This window comes from Stenotrophomonas sp. AN71 (genome assembly GCF_050435725.1).
GTDB lineage: Bacteria > Pseudomonadota > Gammaproteobacteria > Xanthomonadales > Xanthomonadaceae > Stenotrophomonas.
In genome coordinates this window covers 266667-286607 of record NZ_JBNDKU010000005.1, presented here as the reverse complement: position 1 = coordinate 286607, position 19941 = coordinate 266667, and the positions used below count along the sequence as shown (strand labels likewise).

Annotated in this window: 21 protein-coding genes; 18 read left to right on the top strand and 3 right to left on the bottom strand. The window is 67.4% G+C overall.

Annotated features, from left to right (window positions below):
• Window positions 1-67: 67 nt before the first annotated feature.
• Window positions 68-2662, bottom strand: a complete 2595-nt coding sequence (locus ABH900_RS11015; RefSeq protein ID WP_429622881.1) for a bifunctional aspartate kinase/diaminopimelate decarboxylase — start codon at window positions 2660-2662, stop codon at window positions 68-70.
• Between the two features lie 75 nt (window positions 2663-2737).
• Between ABH900_RS11015 and ABH900_RS11010 the strand changes: the two genes are divergently transcribed.
• Both ABH900_RS11010 and ABH900_RS11005 read left to right on the top strand, forming a co-directional pair.
• On the top strand, window positions 2738-3610 hold the full coding sequence (locus tag ABH900_RS11010) for a PhzF family phenazine biosynthesis protein (protein WP_429622880.1): 873 nt from the start codon (window positions 2738-2740) through the stop codon (window positions 3608-3610).
• 94 nt (window positions 3611-3704) lie between these two features.
• A complete protein-coding gene (locus tag ABH900_RS11005; RefSeq protein WP_429622879.1) occupies window positions 3705-4583 on the top strand; it encodes a PhzF family phenazine biosynthesis protein in 879 nt (292 codons plus the stop codon).
• 89 nt (window positions 4584-4672) lie between these two features.
• Here ABH900_RS11005 and ABH900_RS11000 read toward each other — a convergent pair whose 3' ends face one another.
• The gene (locus ABH900_RS11000) at window positions 4673-5104 is read right to left on the bottom strand and encodes an OsmC family protein (RefSeq protein ID WP_049430047.1); all 432 of its coding nucleotides are present in this window, start codon (window positions 5102-5104) and stop codon (window positions 4673-4675) included.
• A 372-nt stretch (window positions 5105-5476) separates the two neighbouring features.
• On the opposite strand from ABH900_RS11000, the gene ABH900_RS10995 reads away from it, so the two are divergent.
• The 4 genes from ABH900_RS10995 to ABH900_RS10980 all read left to right on the top strand — a co-directional run bounded on the left by ABH900_RS10995 (window position 5477) and on the right by ABH900_RS10980 (window position 7758).
• Window positions 5477-5875 (top strand): HU family DNA-binding protein, encoded by a 399-nt coding sequence (locus tag ABH900_RS10995; RefSeq protein ID WP_012510328.1) that lies wholly within the window; start codon window positions 5477-5479, stop codon window positions 5873-5875.
• Between the two features lie 296 nt (window positions 5876-6171).
• A complete protein-coding gene (locus ABH900_RS10990) occupies window positions 6172-6480 on the top strand; it encodes a DUF3861 family protein (RefSeq protein WP_429622878.1) in 309 nt (102 codons plus the stop codon).
• A gap of 56 nt (window positions 6481-6536) precedes the next feature.
• On the top strand, window positions 6537-7079 hold the full coding sequence (locus ABH900_RS10985; RefSeq protein ID WP_429622877.1) for a hypothetical protein: 543 nt from the start codon (window positions 6537-6539) through the stop codon (window positions 7077-7079).
• An 82-nt stretch (window positions 7080-7161) separates the two neighbouring features.
• Window positions 7162-7758: a DUF1439 domain-containing protein gene (locus tag ABH900_RS10980; RefSeq protein ID WP_429622876.1), complete on the top strand. Its 597-nt coding sequence runs from the start codon at window positions 7162-7164 to the stop codon at window positions 7756-7758.
• Between the two features lie 46 nt (window positions 7759-7804).
• On the opposite strand, the gene ABH900_RS10975 is transcribed toward ABH900_RS10980, so the two are convergent.
• Window positions 7805-8272 carry an SET domain-containing protein gene (locus ABH900_RS10975; RefSeq protein WP_429622875.1) on the bottom strand — a complete coding sequence of 156 codons (468 nt, stop codon included), beginning with the start codon at window positions 8270-8272 and terminating at the stop codon, window positions 7805-7807.
• Between the two features lie 210 nt (window positions 8273-8482).
• Here ABH900_RS10975 and ABH900_RS10970 point away from each other — a divergent pair, with 210 nt between their 5' ends.
• The 12 genes from ABH900_RS10970 (at window position 8483) to ABH900_RS10915 (ending at window position 19801) form a co-directional block, all read left to right on the top strand.
• Window positions 8483-8938: an SUF system Fe-S cluster assembly regulator gene (locus tag ABH900_RS10970; protein WP_429622874.1), complete on the top strand. Its 456-nt coding sequence runs from the start codon at window positions 8483-8485 to the stop codon at window positions 8936-8938.
• Between the two features lie 17 nt (window positions 8939-8955).
• A complete protein-coding gene (sufB, locus tag ABH900_RS10965; RefSeq protein ID WP_429622873.1) occupies window positions 8956-10431 on the top strand; it encodes a Fe-S cluster assembly protein SufB in 1476 nt (491 codons plus the stop codon).
• Window positions 10432-10504: 73 nt separating this feature from the next.
• The gene (sufC, locus tag ABH900_RS10960; RefSeq protein WP_429622872.1) at window positions 10505-11269 is read left to right on the top strand and encodes a Fe-S cluster assembly ATPase SufC; all 765 of its coding nucleotides are present in this window, start codon (window positions 10505-10507) and stop codon (window positions 11267-11269) included.
• A complete protein-coding gene (gene sufD / locus ABH900_RS10955) occupies window positions 11269-12531 on the top strand; it encodes a Fe-S cluster assembly protein SufD (protein WP_429622871.1) in 1263 nt (420 codons plus the stop codon). The genes sufC and sufD overlap by 1 nt, the downstream gene beginning before the upstream one ends.
• Complete coding sequence (locus ABH900_RS10950; RefSeq protein WP_429622870.1) at window positions 12528-13784, top strand: cysteine desulfurase; 1257 nt, start codon at window positions 12528-12530, stop codon at window positions 13782-13784. Before sufD ends, ABH900_RS10950 begins: the two co-directional genes overlap by 4 nt.
• Window positions 13785-13880: 96 nt before the next feature.
• Complete coding sequence (locus ABH900_RS10945; protein WP_429622869.1) at window positions 13881-14420, top strand: GNAT family N-acetyltransferase; 540 nt, start codon at window positions 13881-13883, stop codon at window positions 14418-14420.
• Window positions 14417-14749: a non-heme iron oxygenase ferredoxin subunit gene (locus tag ABH900_RS10940; RefSeq protein ID WP_429622868.1), complete on the top strand. Its 333-nt coding sequence runs from the start codon at window positions 14417-14419 to the stop codon at window positions 14747-14749. The genes ABH900_RS10945 and ABH900_RS10940 overlap by 4 nt, the downstream gene beginning before the upstream one ends.
• A 175-nt stretch (window positions 14750-14924) precedes the next feature.
• Window positions 14925-15329, top strand: a complete 405-nt coding sequence (locus ABH900_RS10935) for a hypothetical protein (protein WP_429622867.1) — start codon at window positions 14925-14927, stop codon at window positions 15327-15329.
• 144 nt (window positions 15330-15473) lie between these two features.
• Window positions 15474-17762, top strand: a complete 2289-nt coding sequence (locus tag ABH900_RS10930; protein ID WP_429622866.1) for a TonB-dependent receptor — start codon at window positions 15474-15476, stop codon at window positions 17760-17762.
• A gap of 68 nt (window positions 17763-17830) precedes the next feature.
• Window positions 17831-18550, top strand: coding sequence for a tetratricopeptide repeat protein (locus ABH900_RS10925; protein ID WP_429622865.1), 720 nt, complete (start codon window positions 17831-17833; stop codon window positions 18548-18550).
• Between the two features lie 10 nt (window positions 18551-18560).
• On the top strand, window positions 18561-19238 hold the full coding sequence (locus ABH900_RS10920; RefSeq protein ID WP_429622864.1) for a Fe2+-dependent dioxygenase: 678 nt from the start codon (window positions 18561-18563) through the stop codon (window positions 19236-19238).
• A 164-nt stretch (window positions 19239-19402) separates the two neighbouring features.
• A complete protein-coding gene (locus ABH900_RS10915; RefSeq protein ID WP_429622863.1) occupies window positions 19403-19801 on the top strand; it encodes a hypothetical protein in 399 nt (132 codons plus the stop codon).
• Window positions 19802-19941 lie beyond the last annotated feature (140 nt).

Sequence of the window (19941 nt, the reverse complement as noted above, 5' to 3'; positions counted from 1 at the left end):
GGTCAGGCACGGGCCCGCGCAGCTGCGCGGGGCGTGTCGGTGGGCGGGTGCAGGGCGCGCGAGGTGATCACTCGATCACGTCTTCGCGCGGCAGCGCCCGCTGGTTGTAGGTGTTGGCCATCGAGTAGCCGTAGGCGCCGGCATCGGCGATCAGCATCACATCGTCCGGCGCGGTCGACACCGGCAGCTTGCGGCGCTTGCCGAACACATCGCTGGATTCGCAGATCGGGCCGACCACATCGAACGCCGCTTCGGCGTATCCGCCCTGGCGGCTGAGGTTCTCGATGTCATGCCAGGCGTCGTACAGCGCAGGACGCATCAACGCGTTCATGCCGGCATCCAGGCCGACGCGGCGCACGCCGTCCTTCTCCACCACCTGCGTGACATGGGTCAGCAGTACGCCGGACTCGGCCACCAGGTAGCGGCCCGGTTCAATCGCCAGGCGGAACGCCGGATGCAGCGCCTTGACCTCGGCCAGGCCTTCGGCCCATGCGTCCAGGTCGAACGGTTCGTCTTCGGCGCTGTACGGAATCGGCAGGCCGCCGCCGATGTCGATGGTCTGCACGCTGCCGATGCGGCGCGCAAAACCGGCCAGCTCATCGCACATCAGGCGCCAGTGCTGCGCGGTTTCCACGCCGCTGCCCAGGTGTGCGTGCAGGCCGACCACGCGGCTGCCCAGATCGGTGGCCGCACGCACGAACTCATCCACGCGGGCGATCGGCAGGCCGAACTTGGAATCCTTGCCGCCGGTGCGGACCTTGGCATGATGGCCTTCACCACGGCCCAGATCGACGCGCAGCCACAGCTCGCGGTTGCGGAACAGGTCCGGCCAGCGCTGCAGCGCTTCCACGTTGTCGACGGTGACGGTCACGCCCAGCGCGAACGCGGCTTCGTATTCATTGCGCGGGCAGAAGCTGGGAGTGAACAGCACACGCTTGGGCGACAGCTCCGGCAGATGCTGGAACACATGCTTCAGCTCGCCGTGCGACACGCACTCCAGACCGAAACCTTCCGCCTCCAGCAACTGCAGGATGGCCGGGTGGCTGTTGGCCTTGATCGCGTAGTAGCGCTGGTCGATCGGCTTGATCGCGGCCAGCGCGCGGGCGCGGGCACGCACCGTCGGCAGGTGGTAGACGTAGCGCGGCGTACCGGCATCGGCCAGCTGCAGCAGATGCGCCCGCTGGCCACGCCACCACGGCGTACCACGCGGACGCACGGTGCCGGCAATCTCGCGCCAACGCGGGCCGAACACCTCGGTTTCTTCCACCGGCATCGCACCGCTGTCGATCAGCTCGGCATGCAGGATCGGCAGCAGGCCATCGGCATCGGCCTCGTCGATGACGAAGGTCAGGTTCAGGTCGTTGGACGACTGCGAGATCATGTGCACGCGCTCGCGGCCGAAGGTGGCCCACACGTCCGACAGCTTGTGCAGCAGCGAACGCATGCCACGGCCGACCAGCGTGATCGCCGCGCACGGCACGATCACCTTGACCTTGCAGATCTGCGACAGGTCGGCCGACAACGCCGCCAGCACATCGGTGTTGACCAGGTTCTCGGACGGGTCCAGCGACACGGTGACGTTGGTCTCGGCCGAACCGATCAGGTCCACCGACAGCCCATGCTTCTTGAACAGGTTGAACACATCGGCCAGGAAGCCGACCTGCTGCCACATGCCGATGCCTTCCATCGACACCAGCACGATGCCGTTGCGGCGACTGATCGCCTTCACCCCCGGTACCAGTGCGGCACTGCCATCGATGCTGGTACCCGGCAATTCCGGGCGCTCGGTGTCGAGGATGGCCATCGGCACGCCAGCATCACGGCACGGCTTGATCGAGCGCGGATGCAGCACCTTGGCGCCGGTGGTGGCGATTTCCTGCGCTTCGTAATAGTCCAGGCGGGTCAGCAACCGTGCGTCCGGCACGTCGCGCGGATTGGCACTGAACATGCCCGGCACATCGGTCCAGATTTCCACGCGGCTGGCGCCGAGCAGCGCACCGAAGTACGCCGCCGAGGTATCTGAACCACCGCGGCCGAGAATGGCGGTACCGCCATCGGCATGCCGCGAAATGAAGCCCTGGGTGACCAGCAGGCGGGTTGGCTGCGCGCGGAAGCGCTGCATCCATTCCGCGTCGGCACGCCACTGGCAGTTCACCGAAAGCCGCTGTGACCAGTCGCTCTGGTTCGGCTGTGGCGGCATCGCGTCCAGCCACTGGCGCGCATCCATCCAGCCCATGTCCAGGCCCGAAGCACGCAGGTAGGCCGCGCCCAGGGTCGAAGACAGCAGCTCGCCCTGGCCCAGCACTTCGGCCTGCCAGTCCAGCGGACGGGTGGCCGCACGCGCGTCGTCGAGCAGGCCCTGCAGCGCCGCCAGGCGCTCGGCCAGCACCTCGCGGCCCAGGCCCAGTTCCGCCAGGAAGCCCTCGTGGCGTTCGACCAGCGCGGCCACGCGATCGCGGCTGTCCGGCGCACCATCGGCGATCGCGGTGAGTTCGTTGGTGACCCCGGACAGCGCCGAAACCACCACCAGCACGCGCGAGCCGGTCTCTTCCGCACGTTTTTTCGCCAGCTTCCCGATCGTGTCCCAGCGATGACGACGCGACACCGAGGTGCCGCCGAACTTCAGTACGATCCAACGATCGACAAGGGGGGAAGCTGACATGGATTGGCTATGTAGAATGTGGGGAAGCCGCCCTCGGGGGCGGAACCTTTGATTCTAAGCGCAATATCCCCGTAGATGGCCGTCCTCCGTTACCTGCAGCTCGATGTCTTCGCCGCCCGCCCCGGCACCGGCAATCCTCTGGGCGTCGTACTGGACGCCAACCGGCTCTCCAGCAGCCAGATGCAGGCCCTTGCCGCCTGGCTGAACCTGTCCGAGACGGTGTTCTTCCTGCCCCCCAGCGCGCCCGGTGCCGACTACCACATCCGCATTTTCACCCCGACCCGCGAGTTGGCGTTCGCTGGCCATCCCAGCGTTGGCGCGGCCTGGGCGGCGGTGACCTGCGGTCTGGCCACGCCGCGCCACGGCACGCTGCGACAGCAGTGCGCGGCAGGGCTGTTGCCGGTACGGGCCAGCGGCGCGGCCGAGGCGCTGGAGATCCAGCTGGCCAGTCCACCGGCCCGGCAGCTGGCGACGGCGCCGGACGCGGCACCCGACGCGCTGCTGGCGCTGGCCGCCGGCGGGCAGGCACCGGAGCTGTGGGACAACGGCGCACGCTGGTGGCTGCTGCCGCTGCGCGATGCCGCCGCGGTGCGCAGCCTGGTGCCGGACATGGCCGCGCTGGCCGACTGGAGCCTCGCCACCGATGCCACCGGTGTGGCGGTGTTCGCTGACGAGGCCGGCACCGGCCACACCCGTGTGGTGCGCGCGTTCTGCCCCGCCGATGCGCCGAGCGTACCGGAGGACCCGGTCACCGGCAGCGCCAATGCCCTGATCGGCGCCTGGCTGCGCCAGCGCAATGCCCTGCCAGGCAGCGAGGGCTGCTATGTGGCCAGCCAGGGCCGCGAAGTCGGCCGCGATGGCTGCGTGCAGGTACAGGTGGACGCGCAGGGTACGGTGTGGATCGGCGGCCGGGTGCAATGCGTAATCGACGGCAACATTCATTGGTAGTAGCGCCGGGCCGTGCCCGGCAGACGCAGCACACGGACGCCGGGCATGGCGCGGCGCTACCGTATTCCCTCTCGTTTTACGGAGCTCCCCCCCTATGACCACCCGCCGCTTCCTGCAGCTCGATGTGTTCTCCCCGCGCGCCGGCGCCGGCAATCCGCTGGCCGTAGTGCTCGATGCCGAGGGCCTGGATGATGTCAGCATGCAGGCCATCGCCCGCTGGACGCGCCTGCCGGAGACCACCTTCGTGTTCCCGCCGCATGCGCCCGGTGCCAGCTATCGGTTGCGCATGTTCAGCCCACAGAAGGAGGTTCCGTTCGCCGGACACCCCAGCGTCGGCACCGCGCACGCCGTGCTGCAGGCCGGCCTGGCCTCGCCGGTCGACGGCCTGCTGGTGCAGGACGGTGTCGCCGGCACGCTGCCACTGCGGGTCAGCGGAGAGGGGACCGAGCAACGGATCGCCATCCGTACTCCGCGTGCGCAGCTGGCCGAGATCGCCGAGGCTGCCGACCCACGCCTGCAGGCCGCGTTGCAGGGGTGGCCACTGGGCGAGCTGCCACCGGCACGCATGCAGGGCGGCCGTAGCTGGTGGGTGGTGCAGGTGGCTGACGAAGCCGCATTGCGCGCCCTGCGTCCTGATTGGGACGCCGTGGCCGCGCTGGCCGAGTCCACCGACAGCATGGGCGTGTTTGCCTACGCGTTCAGCGATGGCAGCGAAGGTTTCGACCTGGCCGTGCGCGCGTTCGTCGGCAATGGCCGCCGCTTCGAGGACGCCGCTTCCGGTGCCGCCAACGCGGTACTGGCCGCGTGGCTGGACCTGCGCGATGCCCTGCCCCGTGGCCGTGCACCGTTCGAAGTCAGCCAGGGCCGCGAAGTCGGTCACGACGCGCGCCTGACCCTGCTGGTTGATGGGGACGGCGAGGTCTGGTCCGGTGGCCAGGTGCAGACCGTCATCACCGGCAGCATCGATTGGTGAACACCTTGAGGTAGAGCCGGCCGCTGGCCGGCTGCCTCCGTAATCATCAATTCATGCAGTTGCCGGCCAGCGGCCGGCACTACCTTTGCTCAGCCCAGCTCGGCTTCCAGGCTGATCGGCACCGCGCTCAGCGCCTTGGAAACCGGGCAGTTCTGCTTGGCATCATCGGCAATGGCGCGGAATTTCGCCGCGTCGATGCCCGGCACCACCGCCTTCACTTTCAGCCGGATCTGCGACAGCTGCGGGCCACCCTCCAGCGACAGATCGACCTTGGCTTCCGTATCCAGCGAGGTCGGGGTGAAACCGGCTTCGCCCAGCTTGGCCGACAGTGCCATCGTGAAACAACCGGCATGCGCGGCGGCGATCAGCTCTTCCGGGTTGGTGCCCTTTTCGTCGCCGAAACGGCTGTTGAAGCCATAACGGGTCTTGTCCAGCAGGCCACTCTGAGGCGTGCTCAACTGCCCCTTGCCCGACTTCAGATCGCCTTCCCAATGTGCCGTAGCGTGTCGCGAGATTCCCATTGTGCTGCTCCTGCATGGCGGTGATGAACGGTCACCCTGGCATGCCACGCGTTAGCCCTGCGTCGCTCCGCCGCACGCCGGGCATCGGCCCGAACGCCGTAAGCTGGACACTTCCTCACCATCAGACCGCACATTTTCCCCTTGTTTTCAGTGGTTTCGCGAGCTTTCGCGATCTGGCGACCGTGCCTGCCCGGCTCACCTTGGAACCCCCATCCCCCACCGCCAGCCATGTACTGAATCGGCCTGGATATGAAAAAACATGCACTTTCCGCGCTTCGGGCTATTGGCGGCGCCCGAGAGTTGCCCTACATTGCGCTTGCCGACGGGGTTCGGCGCCGACCAAACAACCAACCGTTCACGGAACAGGAAACCATGGCAAAGACCGCTAAGAAGGCTGCCCCGAAGAAGGCAGTAAAGAAAGTCGCGACGAAGGCAGCCGCAAAGCCGGCCGCTCCGAAGCCGATCAAGGAAGTGCTGACCAAGTCGGGCCTGGTTGCGCACATCGCTGAAGCCTCCGGCGTCATCGCCAAGGACGTCCGCGCTGTGCTGGCCTCGCTGGAAAGCGCTGTCGCCTCGTCGGTGCACAAGAAGGGCGCTGGCTCCTTCACCCTGCCGGGCCTGCTGAAGATCTCCACCGTCAATGTGCCGGCCAAGCCGAAGCGCAAGGGCATCAACCCGTTCACCAAGGAAGAGCAGTGGTTCGCTGCCAAGCCGGCCACCACCAAGCTGAAGGTGCGTCCGCTGAAGAAGCTGAAGGACGCCGCGCTGTAAGCGCGCGCCCCAACGCGGATTCCCGACGGGACGGCTCTGGCCGTCCCGTTTTTTTGTGCAGCACGCCCCGGCCGCTTCACGCCCTGTGTGGATGCGCGCCCAACCGTACCCATCGCAACACAGCGTTTCCCGGCCAGCGTTCCGACCCGCACAGGCCCGCAGCCATTGGCAACCAGCCCCGCTCCTGGCCCCGGAACGCACCGGGTGGAACACTGCGTGCAGCGCCGGCCGTCGCCGCCGGCCGCGGCCTTGCCTATGGTGGGCACATCCTCCACAGCTACGGCGAGCACCTCCTCATGGCCAGCCCCTCCACCCGCTACCGCATCTCGGTGACCCCCATCGAAAAGGACGGGGTACAGTGCACCGGGCGCTGCACCATCGAGCTCGAACACCGCGCCAGCCGCGACCTGATGCGCCTGCTGGAAGCTGCCCCGCGCACCGCCGGCCTCAGTGGTGACGAACGCGCCACCCTGGTGATCGCCAGCCAGCTGCTGCGCGATGTCGTGCAGCGCCACGCCGACACCGATGGCCACGCACTGGCGGTGATCGCCGCCCAGGTGCTGCCGGCGCTGGACGCGCTGGAACAACTTCCCTCCTCCCGCTGACACCCGCGCAGTCGATACACTGCCGCACTCAAGGTTGCCTCGGGGAGGAGGCAGACATGCGTAGCGTGCTGTTCCTGATCGCCGCTCTGGTGCTGCCGGGCTGTTCCCGGCCACCGGCACTGCCCGGTACCGCAGGTGCGCCCGCGCCCGCGCCGGGCACAAACGCCGCTTCGTCAGGCACCGATACCGGAACCGATGCCGCGACGCTGCAGGCGACCGATGTGCCACCGCTGCTGGCGGCCGTCGACGACGGCGCTGACCCACCGTCGGTGATGCTCAACCGCTACGTGGCCGCGCTGCTCAACCGCGACCGCAGCGCCAGCGACGCTGCATGGACGATCGCTCCGGGCGACCCGCGGCATGCGGACGACGCCGCGCTGCGCCAGCTGCAGGACCTGCGGACCCTGCGCCTGCACAGCGACACCCCGATCGCCCGCGACGACCTCCAGCCGCCACGGCTGCTGGAAGTCCCTGTGCAGGTCCGTGCGGTCACCGCCAACGGCACGTTCCGCTTCAACGGCTGGTACCGCGTACAGCCCAGCAGTGATGGCCGTGCCTGGCAGATCCAGTCGGCGCAACTGCGCCCAACGCTGGACTGAACCGTTGCAGCGGCATGCACCCACGATTCAGCCTGTACAGCTACTCTTTGAACCATCCATTCCATTGCCAACGGTCACCGCCATGCGCCTGCGTTCCCTGATGACCCGTTTCGCCGCCTCCACCGTGCTGATCGCCGCCGCGATCGGTGCACAGGCAGCGCCCTCCATCTCCGGCCGCGAACTATCGGTGGGTGCCAGCGATGTGCAGCAGTACCTCGATGGCAGCTTCCCGCGCACCCAGGACGCTCTGGGCGGCCTGATCGCGCTGACCATGAGCCACCCGCAGTTGAGCCTTCCGGCCGGCGAACGGTTGAACCTGGGCATGGACGTGGCGCTGGCCACTGCTGGCGGCAATCCGGCCAAGCTGGGTACGGTGAAGCTCAGCAGCGGCCTGCGCTACGACGCGCAGACCCAGGGCTTCCACCTGCAACAGCCGAGCGTGGATGACTTCACCCCGGCCAGCCAGGGCGGCCGCCTCGATTCACGCACCCGTGGCCTGCTCAATGCGTGGTTGAGCGACTACGCCCAGCGCGAACCGATCTACAAGCTGGACCCGGCGGTGGCCGGCGTGCTCGGCGCGCTGCAGGTGCAGTCGGCGCAGGTGAAGAACGGCAAGCTGGTGGTCACCTTCAACCAGAACCTGGGCAACCTGGTGCCCGCCGGGCTGCTGGGCAAGTAAGCCCCTCCAGACACGGTAGCGCCGGGCATGGCCCGGCGCTGCCAGGTCAGCGCTTGGGCTGCAGCATGGTGCCGGTGCACTTGGGCGAACCGCAGCGGCACTCCCAGATCTTCTTCAGCTTGGCCGTGTGGCGTTCGGCCAGCACGATGCCGTAGTTGTAGGTCAGCTCCTCGCCGGCGGCCACATCGCGCAGCGCCTCGATGAACACCTTGTCACCACGGCTGTCGCCGTCTTCGTCTTCCTCGATCACCGCCTCGCAGTTCGGGTCGCAGCTGTGGTTGATCCAGCGCGCGTCGTTGCCCTTGTAGTTGGCATCGATCACCCAGTCATCGTTGAGGGTGAACAGGAAGGTATGGCCGCTCTCCACATCGCCGCTGTCATCGGCATCGACGTCGCCGTGGCTGCGCAGCAGGCCCTTGTACTGGATCACGCGCTCGCCCTGCTTGATCGGGGCCACGGCGAACACGCCGTTGCCATGGATGGCGGACTTGCGGGCTTGGATCTTCTTCGGCATCGGCACGGGCTGTTTGCAGCGGATGGAGCAGGGATTCTCGCCCATTCCGGGTGATTGCGAAAATCACCCTGTTGGCGCAGCATTGCACCCCTCGCAATGGCTCCGGCGTGTGCTCCCCGCCCGGCCCCTGCGCCGGCTGAATGGCCGGGTTGGATGGCGGCGAATAAAAGCGTACAATTTCAGTCCGCTTTAAGAACCGCTCGCATCCCCATGTTGCGTGTCACCAAACTCACCGATTACGCCACCGTCGTGCTGACCGTACTCGCCGCCCGCCCGGGCGAGGTGCTCAGTGCCACCGAGCTGGCCGAATTCACCGGCCTGGAACCGCCCACCGTCAGCAAGGTGCTCAAGCCGCTGGCCCAGGCCGGCCTGGTTGAAGGACTGCGCGGCGTGCGTGGCGGCTACCGCCTGACCCGCCCGGCCATCGAGATCTCGCTGTTCGAAGTGGTCGAAGCGATGGAAGGGCCGCTGGCCCTGACCGAATGCAGCCACGACAACCACCAGTGCGGCATGGCGCCCAAGTGCGGCGCGCGCAGCAGCTGGCGGCTGATCAACGACGTGGTCTCCGAGGCCCTGCGCGATGTCACTCTCGCCCAGATCCTGCCCCCTCTCCCCCTTGCCGATGACGAACAGCGCCGCACCATCGCTGTCGACGTCGTCTCCTGATCCGTAGGCAGCCCCCCATGGCCACCGAAACCATCGAAAACGTCGCCCACGACGACACCCCCAACCGCGAGATCCACGAGCAGCTTGGCCGCAAGTATTCGGCCGGCTTCATCACCGAGATCGAATCGGACTCCCTGCCGCCGGGCCTGGACGAGGACACCATCCGTGCCCTGTCGGCCAAGAAGGAAGAGCCGGAGTGGATGACACAGTGGCGCCTGGACGCCTACCGCCATTTCCTGACCATGCCGATGCCGGACTGGGCCAAGCTGGAGATCGCTCCGATCGACCTGCAGTCGCTCAGCTACTACTCCGCGCCGAAGGGCCCGAAGTACGCCTCGCTGGATGATGTGCCCAAGGAACTGCTCGATACCTACGACAAGCTGGGCGTGCCGCTGCACGAGCGCGCCAAGCTGGCCGGCGTGGCGGTGGACGCGGTGTTCGACTCGGTGTCCGTCGGCACCACCTTCCGCAAGGAACTGGCCGAGAAGGGCGTGATCTTCTGCTCGATGTCCGAGGCCATCAAGGAACACCCGGAACTGGTACGCCAGTACCTGGGCACCGTGGTGCCGGTGGGCGACAACTACTTTGCCGCGCTCAACTCGGCGGTGTTCTCCGATGGCAGCTTCGTGTTCATCCCCAAGGGCGTGCGCTGCCCGATGGAACTGAGCACCTACTTCCGCATCAACGCCGGCCACACCGGCCAGTTCGAGCGCACCCTGATCGTGTGCGAGGACAAGGCCTATGTGTCCTACCTGGAAGGCTGCACCGCGCCGATGCGCGATGAGAACCAGCTGCATGCGGCGGTGGTCGAGCTGGTCGCACTGGAAGATGCGGAGATCAAGTACTCCACCGTGCAGAATTGGTACCCGGGCGACGAGAACGGCGTCGGCGGCATCTACAACTTCGTCACCAAGCGTGCCGAATGCCGTGGCGCGCGCAGCAAGGTCACCTGGACCCAGGTCGAGACCGGCTCGGCGATCACCTGGAAGTATCCGTCCTGCGTACTGCTGGGCGATGACTCGGTCGGTGAGTTCCACTCCGTGGCGCTGACCCACCACCGCCAGCAGGCCGACACCGGCACCAAGATGATCCACGTCGGCAAGCGCACCAAGAGCAAGATCATCAGCAAGGGCATCAGCGCCGGCCGCGGCCAGAACACCTACCGCGGCCTGGTCCGTGTGGACCGCAACGCCGATGGCGCACGCAACTACACCCAGTGCGATTCGCTGCTGATCGGCAAGCAGTGTGGTGCCCACACCTTCCCCTACATCGAGGTGAAGAACCCGGGCGCCACCGTCGAGCACGAGGCCACCACCTCCAAGATCTCCGACGACCAGCTGTTCTACTGCCGCGCCCGTGGCATCAGCCAGGAAGACGCGGTGTCGATGATCGTCGACGGCTTCTGCAAGCAGGTGTTCCGCGAACTGCCGATGGAATTCGCGGTGGAAGCCAAGAAGCTGCTGGAAGTCTCGCTGGAAGGTTCGGTGGGCTGACCGCCCGCCCCTGCCCCTCGCAAACGTATTCTCTTTATCGGCGGGCCCTGGCCCGCCCCACGGAACCCCCACCATGCTGAAGATCGAAAACCTCCACGCCCGCATCGGCGACAAGGAAATCCTCAAGGGCCTGTCGCTGGACGTGAAGCCCGGCCAGGTGCACGCCATCATGGGCCCCAACGGCGCCGGCAAGTCCACCCTGGGCAATGTCCTGGCCGGCCGTGACGGCTACGACGTGACCGAAGGCAGCGTGCAGTTCGAGGGCATCGACCTGCTCGACCAGGACCCGGAAGCGCGCGCCGCCGCCGGCCTGTTCCTGGCGTTCCAGTACCCGGTGGAAATCCCGGGCGTGAACAACACCTACTTCCTGCGCGCCGCGCTGAACGCCCAGCGCAAGGCGCGCGGCGAGGAAGAGCTCGATTCCATGCAGTTCCTCAAGCTGGTGCGGCAGAAGCTGGCCGTACTGCATCTGAAGGACGAGCTGCTGCATCGTGGCGTCAACGAAGGCTTCTCCGGTGGCGAGAAGAAGCGCAACGAGATCTTCCAGCTGGCCGTGCTGGAGCCGAAGCTGGCGATCCTGGACGAGACCGACTCGGGCCTGGACATCGACGCACTGAAGAGCGTGGCCGACGGCGTCAATGCACTGCGCGCCGCCGACCGCTCGTTCCTGGTCATCACCCACTACCAGCGCCTGCTCGACTACATCAAGCCGGACGTGGTGCACGTGCTGGCCGATGGCCGCATCGTCAAGAGCGGTGGCCCGGAACTGGCCCTGGAACTGGAAGCGCACGGCTACGATTTCCTGAAGGATCGCGTGGTGCGCGAGGCGGCGGTCTGATGAGCGCCCTGCTCGACTCGATGGCCCAGGCCTTCTGCGGCAGCGATGCGCGCCGCGAAGTGCTGGATGCGGCCCTGCGCGACGGTCTTCCCGCCGCCCGCAACGAAGCCTGGAAGTACACCTCGCTGCGCCAGCTGGAGCGCCGTGCATTCGCCGCTGCGCCACTGCACGGTCCCGCCCTGGACGCCGCACTGCTGGACGACATCCCGGCGCCGCGCCTGGTGTTCGTCAACGGCCGCCTTGATGCCGCGCTGAGCGACGTGCAGGCGCTGCCGGCCGGCGTGCAGCTGCAGCCGTTGTCGGCCGCGCTGGCCGCCGGCGAGGACGCCCTGCGTTTCCTCGGCCGCCGTTACGAACGCAGCGAAGAGATCTTCGCCCGCCTCAACGCTGCGCTGGCCGATGAAGGCGTGATGCTGCGCGTGGAGGAAGGTGTGCAGGTGGATGTGCCCCTGCAGCTGGTGTTCGCCAGCGTCGCCGGCGATACCGACCTGGCCTGGCACCACCGTCACCTGATCGAACTGCGTGCCGGTGCCAGCCTTGGTGTGGTCGAGCACCGCTTCAGCGTCGGCGACTCGGCCCACCTGGACAACACCGTGCTGCACGCTCACGTCGCCCACGATGCAGTGCTCAAGCATGCCCGTGTGCAGGTCGGCAGCGCGCGCCAGACCAGCTTCCTGCGCACCGATGCGGTGCTGGCGCGCGATGCGCAGTACCACCGCGTCGATCTGGAACTGGGCGCCGCACTCAGCCGGCATGAACTGAACGTGCGCCTGGAAGGGGACAACGCCCAGCTGACTGCCAATGGCGTGCTGCTCGGCAACGGCCGCCGCCACGTCGACACCCGCCTGGGTATCGACCACATCGCACGTGATACGAGCTGCGAACTGCTGTGGCGCGGCGTTGCCGCCAACCGCAGCCGCGTGGTGTTCCATGGTGGCATCCAGATCCGCGAAGGGGCCGACGGCACCGACGCGAACCTGTCCAACAAGAACCTGCTGCTGTCGGCCGACGCCGAGATCGATACCCAGCCCACGCTGGTGATCGATGCCGATGAAGTAAAGGCCGCACACGGCGCGACGGTCGGCCAGCTCGACGCCAATGCGCTGTTCTACCTGCGCTCGCGCGGCCTGCCGCAGGCACAGGCACAGGCCCTGCTGAGCGCGGCGTTCTGCCATGAGCCGCTGAAGGTCCTGCCGGAGGCGCTGCGCGAACAGCTGGCGCGCCGGCTGGACAAGGCGCTGGCCGAGGCGGGTGTGGCATGAACCTGTCCACGCCGCGCCCGATCGAAACGCCTGCCGGCGCCCCCGACTGGGACCGCGTCCGCCTCGACTTCCCGTTGTTGATGCGCGAAGTGCATGGCAAGCCGCTGGTCTATTTCGACAATGCCAACACCGGCCAGAAGCCGGTGCAGGTGATCGGCGCGGTGGACGAGTTCTACCGTCGCTACAACGCCAATGTCAGCCGCGCCGTGCATGCACTGGGCAGCGAGGCCACCGACGCCTACGAAGGTGCGCGCAACAAGCTCGCACGCTTCCTCAACGTGCGGCCCAGCGATCTGGTGCTGTGCAGCGGTACCACCTTCGCCATCAACCTGGTGGCCTACTCGTGGGCACTGCCACGACTGAAGTCCGGTGATGTGATCCTGGTCTCGCGAATGGAGCACCACGCCAATATCGTGCCGTGGCAGCTGGTCGCGCAGCGTACCGGCGCCACCATCCGCGTGGCCGAGATCACCCCCGATGGCGCACTGGACCTGGACGCACTGCGCGCGGCGATGACCCCCGAGGTCAAGCTGCTGGCGGTCACCCATGTGTCCAACGTGCTGGGCACGGTCAACCCGGTTCGCGAGATCTGCCGCGAAGCCCGCAAGCGCGGCATCATCACCGTGGTCGATGGCTCGCAGGCGGTGCCGCATCGCAAGGTCGACGTCACTGCGATCGGCTGTGACTTCTACGCCATCACCGGCCACAAGATGTGCGGCCCGACCGGCACCGGCGCGCTGTGGGCACGCCGCGAGCATCTGGACGCGATGCCGCCGTTCCTCGGTGGCGGCGAGATGATCAAGGAAGTCAGCTTCGACGGCACGGTCTTCAACGACGCCCCGCACAAGTTCGAAGCAGGCACCCCGAACATCGCCGGCTTCATCGGCCTGGGCGTGGCCGCCGACTACCTGCAGCAGCTCGGCCAGGACAACGTGGAAGCGCGCGAAGCCGAACTGCTGGCGCACTTCACCGAAGAACTGCGCCGCGTCGACGGCCTGCGCATCATCGGCGAAGCACCGGAGAAGGCCGCCGTAGTCTCGTTCCTGATCGACGGCGCGCATGCGCATGACCTGGCAACGCTGCTCGACCTGGAAGGCGTGGCCGTGCGTTCGGGCCAGCACTGCGCACACCCGCTGCTGCAGTATTTCGGCGTCGCAGCCACCTGCCGCGCCTCGCTGGCGTTCTACAACACCCACGCCGAGATCGAGCGCTTCATGACTGCACTGACCAAGGTACGCAAGCTGCTGGGCTGAGCCCGGCAGACGGGGTCAGATCCCTTTCGCCATGCGAAAGAGACCTGACCCCACCACCCCATTTGCGCCCGCCCACGGCCCACCTAGAATGGCGCCATGAGCACCCTGACCTTCCGCGCCGCCACGTCGGCCGACATCCCCGCCCTGATCTCCCTGGTCACCTCGGCCTACCGTGGCGACGCCAGCCGCGTCGGCTGGACCACCGAGGCCGACCTGCTGGACGGCGCCCGCATCGACGCCGAAGGCATCCAGGCCGACCTGGACCGCCCGCGCTCGACCATCCTGCTGGCCGAACGCGCAGGCCAGCTGGTGGCCTGCGCCCACGTCGCCGATGTCGACGGCAAGGGCTACTTCGGCATGTTCTCGGTCGACCCGGCCCAGCAGGGCGGCGGCGTCGGCAAGCAGCTGATGGACGCCGCCGAGGCGCACGCCGCGCGCGAATGGAGCGTGCCGGTGATACAGATGACGGTGATCGACGTGCGCGACGAGCTGATCGCCTTCTACGAGCGCCGCGGCTACCAGCGTACCGGCATCAAGAAGCCGTTCCCGTATGGCGATGAGCGCTTCGGCATCCCCAAGCGCGACGACCTGCGTTTCGAAATCCTGGAAAAGCCGCTGGCCGGAGCCTCGGCGTGAGCGAGGCCTGGACCTTTGTCTGTGCCGGCAATGAGCTGCTGCCGGGTGAAATGAAGAGCGTGTTCGATGAGGTGACTGGCACGCCGATCGTGGTGTTCAACCTCGATGGCGAGCTGTACGCGCTGGAAGACCAGTGCACCCACGAGGAGTTCGAACTGTCGTCGGGCGAGTTCAACACCGCCGAGGGCAGCATCGAATGCGTGCTGCATGGCGCGCGCTTTGATGTGCGCGATGGCCGTGCCCTGTGCGCCCCGGCCTACACCGCGGTGCCAAAGTTCCCGGTGAAGCGCGAGCACGACGCCGTCTGGACCCGCGACGACCGCGATTGAGGGCCGTCCCGCCTGAAGAGCAGCCACCCATGGGGTGGATCTACTGAAGTGCCCTGAAGGCCCTCCCCGGGGCCTTTGCGGGCCATCCAGGCGACCCGCCCCACTACGCACATGCGAATCATTATCGTTGATGTTATTCTACGTAACATCTTCGTAACGACTCCACCCTTGCGCCATGGCTTCGCCCGCGCCCACCGCCATGCTGTGCCAGCTCGCCCGCCAGGGGTGGCCGCTGCTCGTGGCCGCGCTGCTGACGCTGTTGCTGGGCTGGTCGGCGCTGAACGAAGGGCGCGGCAGCGATCCGTCCGCGTACGGTTGGCAGGCGCATGTCGACGATCTGCAGCAGGCGATGCCATTGCCGGCACCGCCTGCGGATGGCTGCCCGCAGCACGCTGCGCCGGCCCCCGAACCCCCGCTTGATGGCGAGAACGGTGCGCCGTGCACCGGCCTGGCCCCAGCGCGCGCCGCGCTGGTCGCCCACATTCCGCTGTGGCGCTCCGACGCCCTGCGCTGGCAACTGCATGACCCTTCGCTGCGGTTGAACCCCGGCCACGCTCCGCCCGCACCGCACGCCAGCTGAGGCGCCCTGCGGCCGTTGCCGTGCGCCTGTTTGCGTTCAAGGCCAGCCGAGCACGGCTCGGCTCTACAGCATCCCTCTCCTGCCTGCCGCCACGCCTGCGTGCCGGTCCGCGTCCTTTCCCGATCCGAGCCACCACCCACCGCCATGACCCACATCAAGACCCGCAAGTACGCCCCGCGCGTTTCCCTGCTCGCCACCGCCACCCTGGCCGCCGGCTTCGCGCCGTTGGCCGCACAGGCCGCCGACAGCGCCGACACCGGCGCCAACAAGGCCACCGACCTGGACAAGGTGCAGGTGCGCGGCAGCTGGTTCAATCCGTCCTCGCCGAAGTTCACCGCCGAGCTGCTGGACACCCCGAAGTCGGTGTCGATCGTCTCGCAGAAGCTGATCACCGAAACCGGTGCAACCAACCTGCAGGATGCACTGCGCATGGTGCCGGGCATCACCTTCGGTGCCGGCGAAGGCGGCAACCCGACCGGCGACCGCCCCTTCATCCGTGGCTTCGACTCGCAGAGCAACGTGTTCGTCGACGGCCTGCGCGACGTCGGTTCGCAGACCCGCGAAATCTTCGACCTGGAACAGGTGGAAGTGGTGAAGGGTCCGAGCTCGGCCTATGGCGGCCGTGACTCCGGTGGTGGCAGCCTGAACCTGGTGAGCAAGACGCCGAAGCTGACGAACGAGACCAGCGCCAGCATGGGCATCGGCACCGACAGCTACGCGCGCGGCACCGTGGATGCCAACTACGTGCTGGGCGACGGTATCGCGGCCCGACTGAACCTGATGAAGCACGAGTCGGACATCGCCGGCCGTGATGCAGCCAACGTCAGCCGTTGGGGCATCGCGCCGTCGATCGCGTTCGGCCTGAACGGCCCGGCGCAGCTGATCGCCAGCCACTACCACATGCAGAGCGATGACCTGCCCGATGCCGGTGGTTTCCCGTACGGCAACCCGAGCGGCGCACCGGCGTCGAAGTGGGTCGACGGCCGCCCGATGGTGCCGGACCGCAACAACTACTACGGCCTGGTCGACCGTGACTTCCAGCGCACCCGTGCCGACATCAGCACGCTGGATGCCAGCTACGATTTTGGCGGTCACAAGCTGCGCAACATCGCGCGCCTGGGCAACACCAGCAACGACTACCTGTGGACCCAGCCGGACGACAGCCAGGGCAATCCGAACAACTACGGCACCTTGTGGCGCCGTACCAACAGCCGCGCGGTCGACGTCAAGAGCTTCGCCGACCAGCTCGGCCTGACCGGCGCCTTCCAGACCGGCGCGCTCAAGCACAGCTACAGCGCCGGCCTTGAGTACAGCGACGAGAAGATGACCCGCGGCAGCTACCTGGTCTCCCCGGGCACCAGCAACCCGCTGACCGGCAACAGCAAGTGCCCGACCACCGGCGCAGCCACCGGTTACAACTGCACCAGTTTCGCCAACCCGAACCCGAATGATCCGTGGGCAGCCACCCATTCGGTGTATCGCAGCGACAAGGCACTGGACGTCGAGCAGCGCACCAAGACCAAGTCCGCCTACCTGTTCGACACCATCGAGCTCACTGCACAGTGGAGCTTCAATGTCGGCCTGCGCTACGACGACTACAGCACCACCCTGACCACCCCGGTGGCTGGCGCGGCACCGACCCGCGTGCGCAATGACAACGACTTCCTGAACTACCAGGCCGGCGTGGTGTTCAAGCCGGCGGCCAATGGCAGCATCTACCTGTCCTGGGGCACCTCCTCGACCCCGCCGGGCATGGACGGTGGCGACGGTTCGGACGGTCTGAGCGCGGCCGTGGCCGACCTCAAGCCGCAGGACACCAAGAACCTCGAACTGGGCACCAAGTGGGACCTGCTCGACAACCGCCTGAACCTGACCGCCGCGATCTTCCACACCGTGATGAACAACGCGCGCGTGACCATCGACAACGGCACCAGCCAGAACGCGGGCAAAAAGGAAATCAACGGCTTCGAGCTGGGCTTCAACGGCCAGCTGACCGACGCCTGGAGCCTGTACGGCGGCTACACCTACCTGGACTCGGAACTGAAGGACAACGGCTTTGTCTGCGCCGTGTCCGGCCGTACCTGCCCGTCCAACGTCTACGTTCCCTCGCCGTACAACGGCAACGTGTTCCCGAACACCGCCAAGCACAGCGCCAACCTGTGGACCACCTACCGCTTCCCGATCGGCCTGACCGTCGGTGCCGGTGCGTTCTACTCGGACAAGCAGTACGGTGACGTCGCCAACACCAAGTGGATCGCCAGCTACACCCGCTTCGACGCGATGGCCAGCTACGCGATCCAGGACAACATCAGCCTGCAGCTCAACGTGCAGAACCTGACCGACAAGACCTATTTCACCAAGGCCTATGCCTCGCACTACGCGAGCATCGCCCCGGGTCGCTCGGCCACCCTGGCACTGAACGTGAAGTTCTGATCCAGCTTCGCACCACCACGGCGGCAGGATCTCCTGCCGCCGTTTTTGTTTCCGGCGATACTCACCCCATGGTTACCCGCACTCCCATCGACAGCGACGCCCTGGCCGAGCTGCTGCAGCACGACCCGGCAGCGGCGTTCGCGCACGTTCGCGATGCCGCGCAGGCCGGCCAGGTCGACGCGCAACTGCTGCTCGCGCAGATGCACATGGAAGGCAAAGGCACCGCGCAGGACGCCTCGGCCGCACTGCTCTGGTACGAAACCGCCGCCAACAACGGCGCGCCGATGGCGATGAACATGCTCGGCCGCTGCCATGAGCTGGGCCAGGGCACCGTCGCCGACCCGACGCTGGCGGCGGTCTGGTACCGGCGCGCGGCTGACATTGGCCTGGACTGGGGCCTGTACAACCTGGCCAATCTGCTGGCCACTGGCCGCGGCGTTCGCCAGGACCGCGCGCAGGCACTGGCGCTGTACACCCGGGCCGCGCATCTGGGCCACGCCAAATCGATGAACCTGCTGGCCCGCCATCTCGAAGACGGCCTGGAGATCGAACGCGATCCGCAGGCGGCACTGGGCTGGTACCGGCGTGCGGCCGAGACTGGCGATTTCCGCGGCCAGGCCAACTACGCTTCGATCCTTCTGCAGGCCGGCCAGATCGATCAGGCCGTGCACTGGCTGCAGCTGGCACTGGCCCACGGCAGCCCAGCGTTCATGGCGCACATCGTGCCGGAGCTGGCGGCGTCCCCGCATCCGCAGGTGCGCGCGCTGGTCGCACCGCAGTCCCTCTGAGGAGTTCCGCATGCTGCTGCACATCCCCGACATCCTCAGCGCCGAGCAGGTAAGCGAGTTCCGTCGTCGCCTCGATGCCGCCGACTGGACCGATGGCCGCGAGACCGTAGGCCACCTCGGCGCACAGGCCAAGCACAACCAGCAGCTGCCGGAAACCGCGCCGCTGCGCCGCGAGCTGGGCGAGATCATCCTCGTTGCGCTGGCCCGGCATCCGCTGTTCTTCAGCGCGGCACTGCCTCTGAAGTACCTGCCCCCGCGCTTCAACCGCTACAGCGGCGGCGGCACCTATGGCTTCCACGTCGATGGTGCGGTGATGAACCTGGCCAACGGCGAGCAGCTGCGCTCGGACATCTCCTGCACCCTGTTCCTGTCCGGACCGGACGAGTATGAGGGCGGCGAGCTGATCATCAGCGATACCTACGGCGAGCATGAGGTGAAGCTGCCCGCCGGCGACCTGATCGTGTACCCGTCCAGCAGCCTGCACCAGGTCCGGCCGGTCACCGACGGCGCGCGCGTGGCCGCGTTCTTCTGGGTGCAGAGCATGATCCGCGACGATGTGCAGCGCCGCCTGCTGTGGGAAATGGACAGCTCGATCGAGCGCCTGCGGCGGACCGGCGGCGACGCCGATGCGGTGCTGCAGCTGACCGGCGTTTACCACAACCTGCTGCGGCGCTGGAGCGAAGTCTGAGCCCCACCCCGTCGGACTGCGACAGTTTGGCAATCATTCTCATTTGCAACAGCTAACAGCTCTCATTACAATCACGCCCCGTTGATGCCGGCCCCTGCCGGCGACCGCCCGGGGATTCCTGCTTGCTGCGCCCGCTCCGCCCTCGCCCGCTGCTCCATCGTCAGATGGGTACCGCCATGCGCGGTCAGCGTCCTGCGCTGGCCAGTCTGCTGGCGTGGGTAGCGATGCTGGCGTTGCTGCTGGGCACCCTGCCGCTGCTGCCGCACCCAGCGACAGCGATGACCGTGCAGGTGCCGCTGGAAGAACGCGGTGGCGAAGGCCCCCTGCAGGAAGAAGCACCGGCCAAGCTGCGCCGCTCCTCCTCTGCTCCGGTGAAGGTGACCGAGAGAGCACGCCCACCGCTGCTGGCCAGCCAGTGGCTGCGCACTGAACTCGATCTCGTACCCACCGCCCCGGCCATGGCCGGGATGCGCCCGGACTGGCCGCTGGCCGCTCCGGACACGCCCTGGGCCGACGCGCCCGGGCGTCGCCAGCAACGCGGCCAGGCGCCGCCGCTCGCCTGATCCACGGCCCGACGTGACCGCCTGCGCGGTCGCGCCCGCACGCCGCTGCCTGCTCCATCCCTGCCGCCCCTGACCGGGCTTCCCGTGCATGCCGCGCCCTTCGCGCACGGCATCGCACCTCTCTGCATCCTTCGAGGTAA

What these genes read in the sequence shown, in the direction of transcription:
- ABH900_RS11015 (WP_429622881.1), bottom strand. Translation starts at nt 2,662, where the DNA reads ATGTCAGCTTCCCCCCTTGTCGATCGTTGGATCGTACTGAAGTTCGGC.
- ABH900_RS11010 (WP_429622880.1), top strand. Translation starts at nt 2,738, where the DNA reads ATGGCCGTCCTCCGTTACCTGCAGCTCGATGTCTTCGCCGCCCGCCCC.
- ABH900_RS11005 (WP_429622879.1), top strand. Translation starts at nt 3,705, where the DNA reads ATGACCACCCGCCGCTTCCTGCAGCTCGATGTGTTCTCCCCGCGCGCC.
- ABH900_RS11000 (WP_049430047.1), bottom strand. Translation starts at nt 5,104, where the DNA reads ATGGGAATCTCGCGACACGCTACGGCACATTGGGAAGGCGATCTGAAG.
- ABH900_RS10995 (WP_012510328.1), top strand. Translation starts at nt 5,477, where the DNA reads ATGGCAAAGACCGCTAAGAAGGCTGCCCCGAAGAAGGCAGTAAAGAAA.
- ABH900_RS10990 (WP_429622878.1), top strand. Translation starts at nt 6,172, where the DNA reads ATGGCCAGCCCCTCCACCCGCTACCGCATCTCGGTGACCCCCATCGAA.
- ABH900_RS10985 (WP_429622877.1), top strand. Translation starts at nt 6,537, where the DNA reads ATGCGTAGCGTGCTGTTCCTGATCGCCGCTCTGGTGCTGCCGGGCTGT.
- ABH900_RS10980 (WP_429622876.1), top strand. Translation starts at nt 7,162, where the DNA reads ATGCGCCTGCGTTCCCTGATGACCCGTTTCGCCGCCTCCACCGTGCTG.
- ABH900_RS10975 (WP_429622875.1), bottom strand. Translation starts at nt 8,272, where the DNA reads ATGCCGAAGAAGATCCAAGCCCGCAAGTCCGCCATCCATGGCAACGGC.
- ABH900_RS10970 (WP_429622874.1), top strand. Translation starts at nt 8,483, where the DNA reads ATGTTGCGTGTCACCAAACTCACCGATTACGCCACCGTCGTGCTGACC.
- sufB (WP_429622873.1), top strand. Translation starts at nt 8,956, where the DNA reads ATGGCCACCGAAACCATCGAAAACGTCGCCCACGACGACACCCCCAAC.
- sufC (WP_429622872.1), top strand. Translation starts at nt 10,505, where the DNA reads ATGCTGAAGATCGAAAACCTCCACGCCCGCATCGGCGACAAGGAAATC.
- sufD (WP_429622871.1), top strand. Translation starts at nt 11,269, where the DNA reads ATGAGCGCCCTGCTCGACTCGATGGCCCAGGCCTTCTGCGGCAGCGAT.
- ABH900_RS10950 (WP_429622870.1), top strand. Translation starts at nt 12,528, where the DNA reads ATGAACCTGTCCACGCCGCGCCCGATCGAAACGCCTGCCGGCGCCCCC.
- ABH900_RS10945 (WP_429622869.1), top strand. Translation starts at nt 13,881, where the DNA reads ATGAGCACCCTGACCTTCCGCGCCGCCACGTCGGCCGACATCCCCGCC.
- ABH900_RS10935 (WP_429622867.1), top strand. Translation starts at nt 14,925, where the DNA reads ATGGCTTCGCCCGCGCCCACCGCCATGCTGTGCCAGCTCGCCCGCCAG.
- ABH900_RS10930 (WP_429622866.1), top strand. Translation starts at nt 15,474, where the DNA reads ATGACCCACATCAAGACCCGCAAGTACGCCCCGCGCGTTTCCCTGCTC.
- ABH900_RS10925 (WP_429622865.1), top strand. Translation starts at nt 17,831, where the DNA reads ATGGTTACCCGCACTCCCATCGACAGCGACGCCCTGGCCGAGCTGCTG.
- ABH900_RS10920 (WP_429622864.1), top strand. Translation starts at nt 18,561, where the DNA reads ATGCTGCTGCACATCCCCGACATCCTCAGCGCCGAGCAGGTAAGCGAG.
- ABH900_RS10915 (WP_429622863.1), top strand. Translation starts at nt 19,403, where the DNA reads ATGGGTACCGCCATGCGCGGTCAGCGTCCTGCGCTGGCCAGTCTGCTG.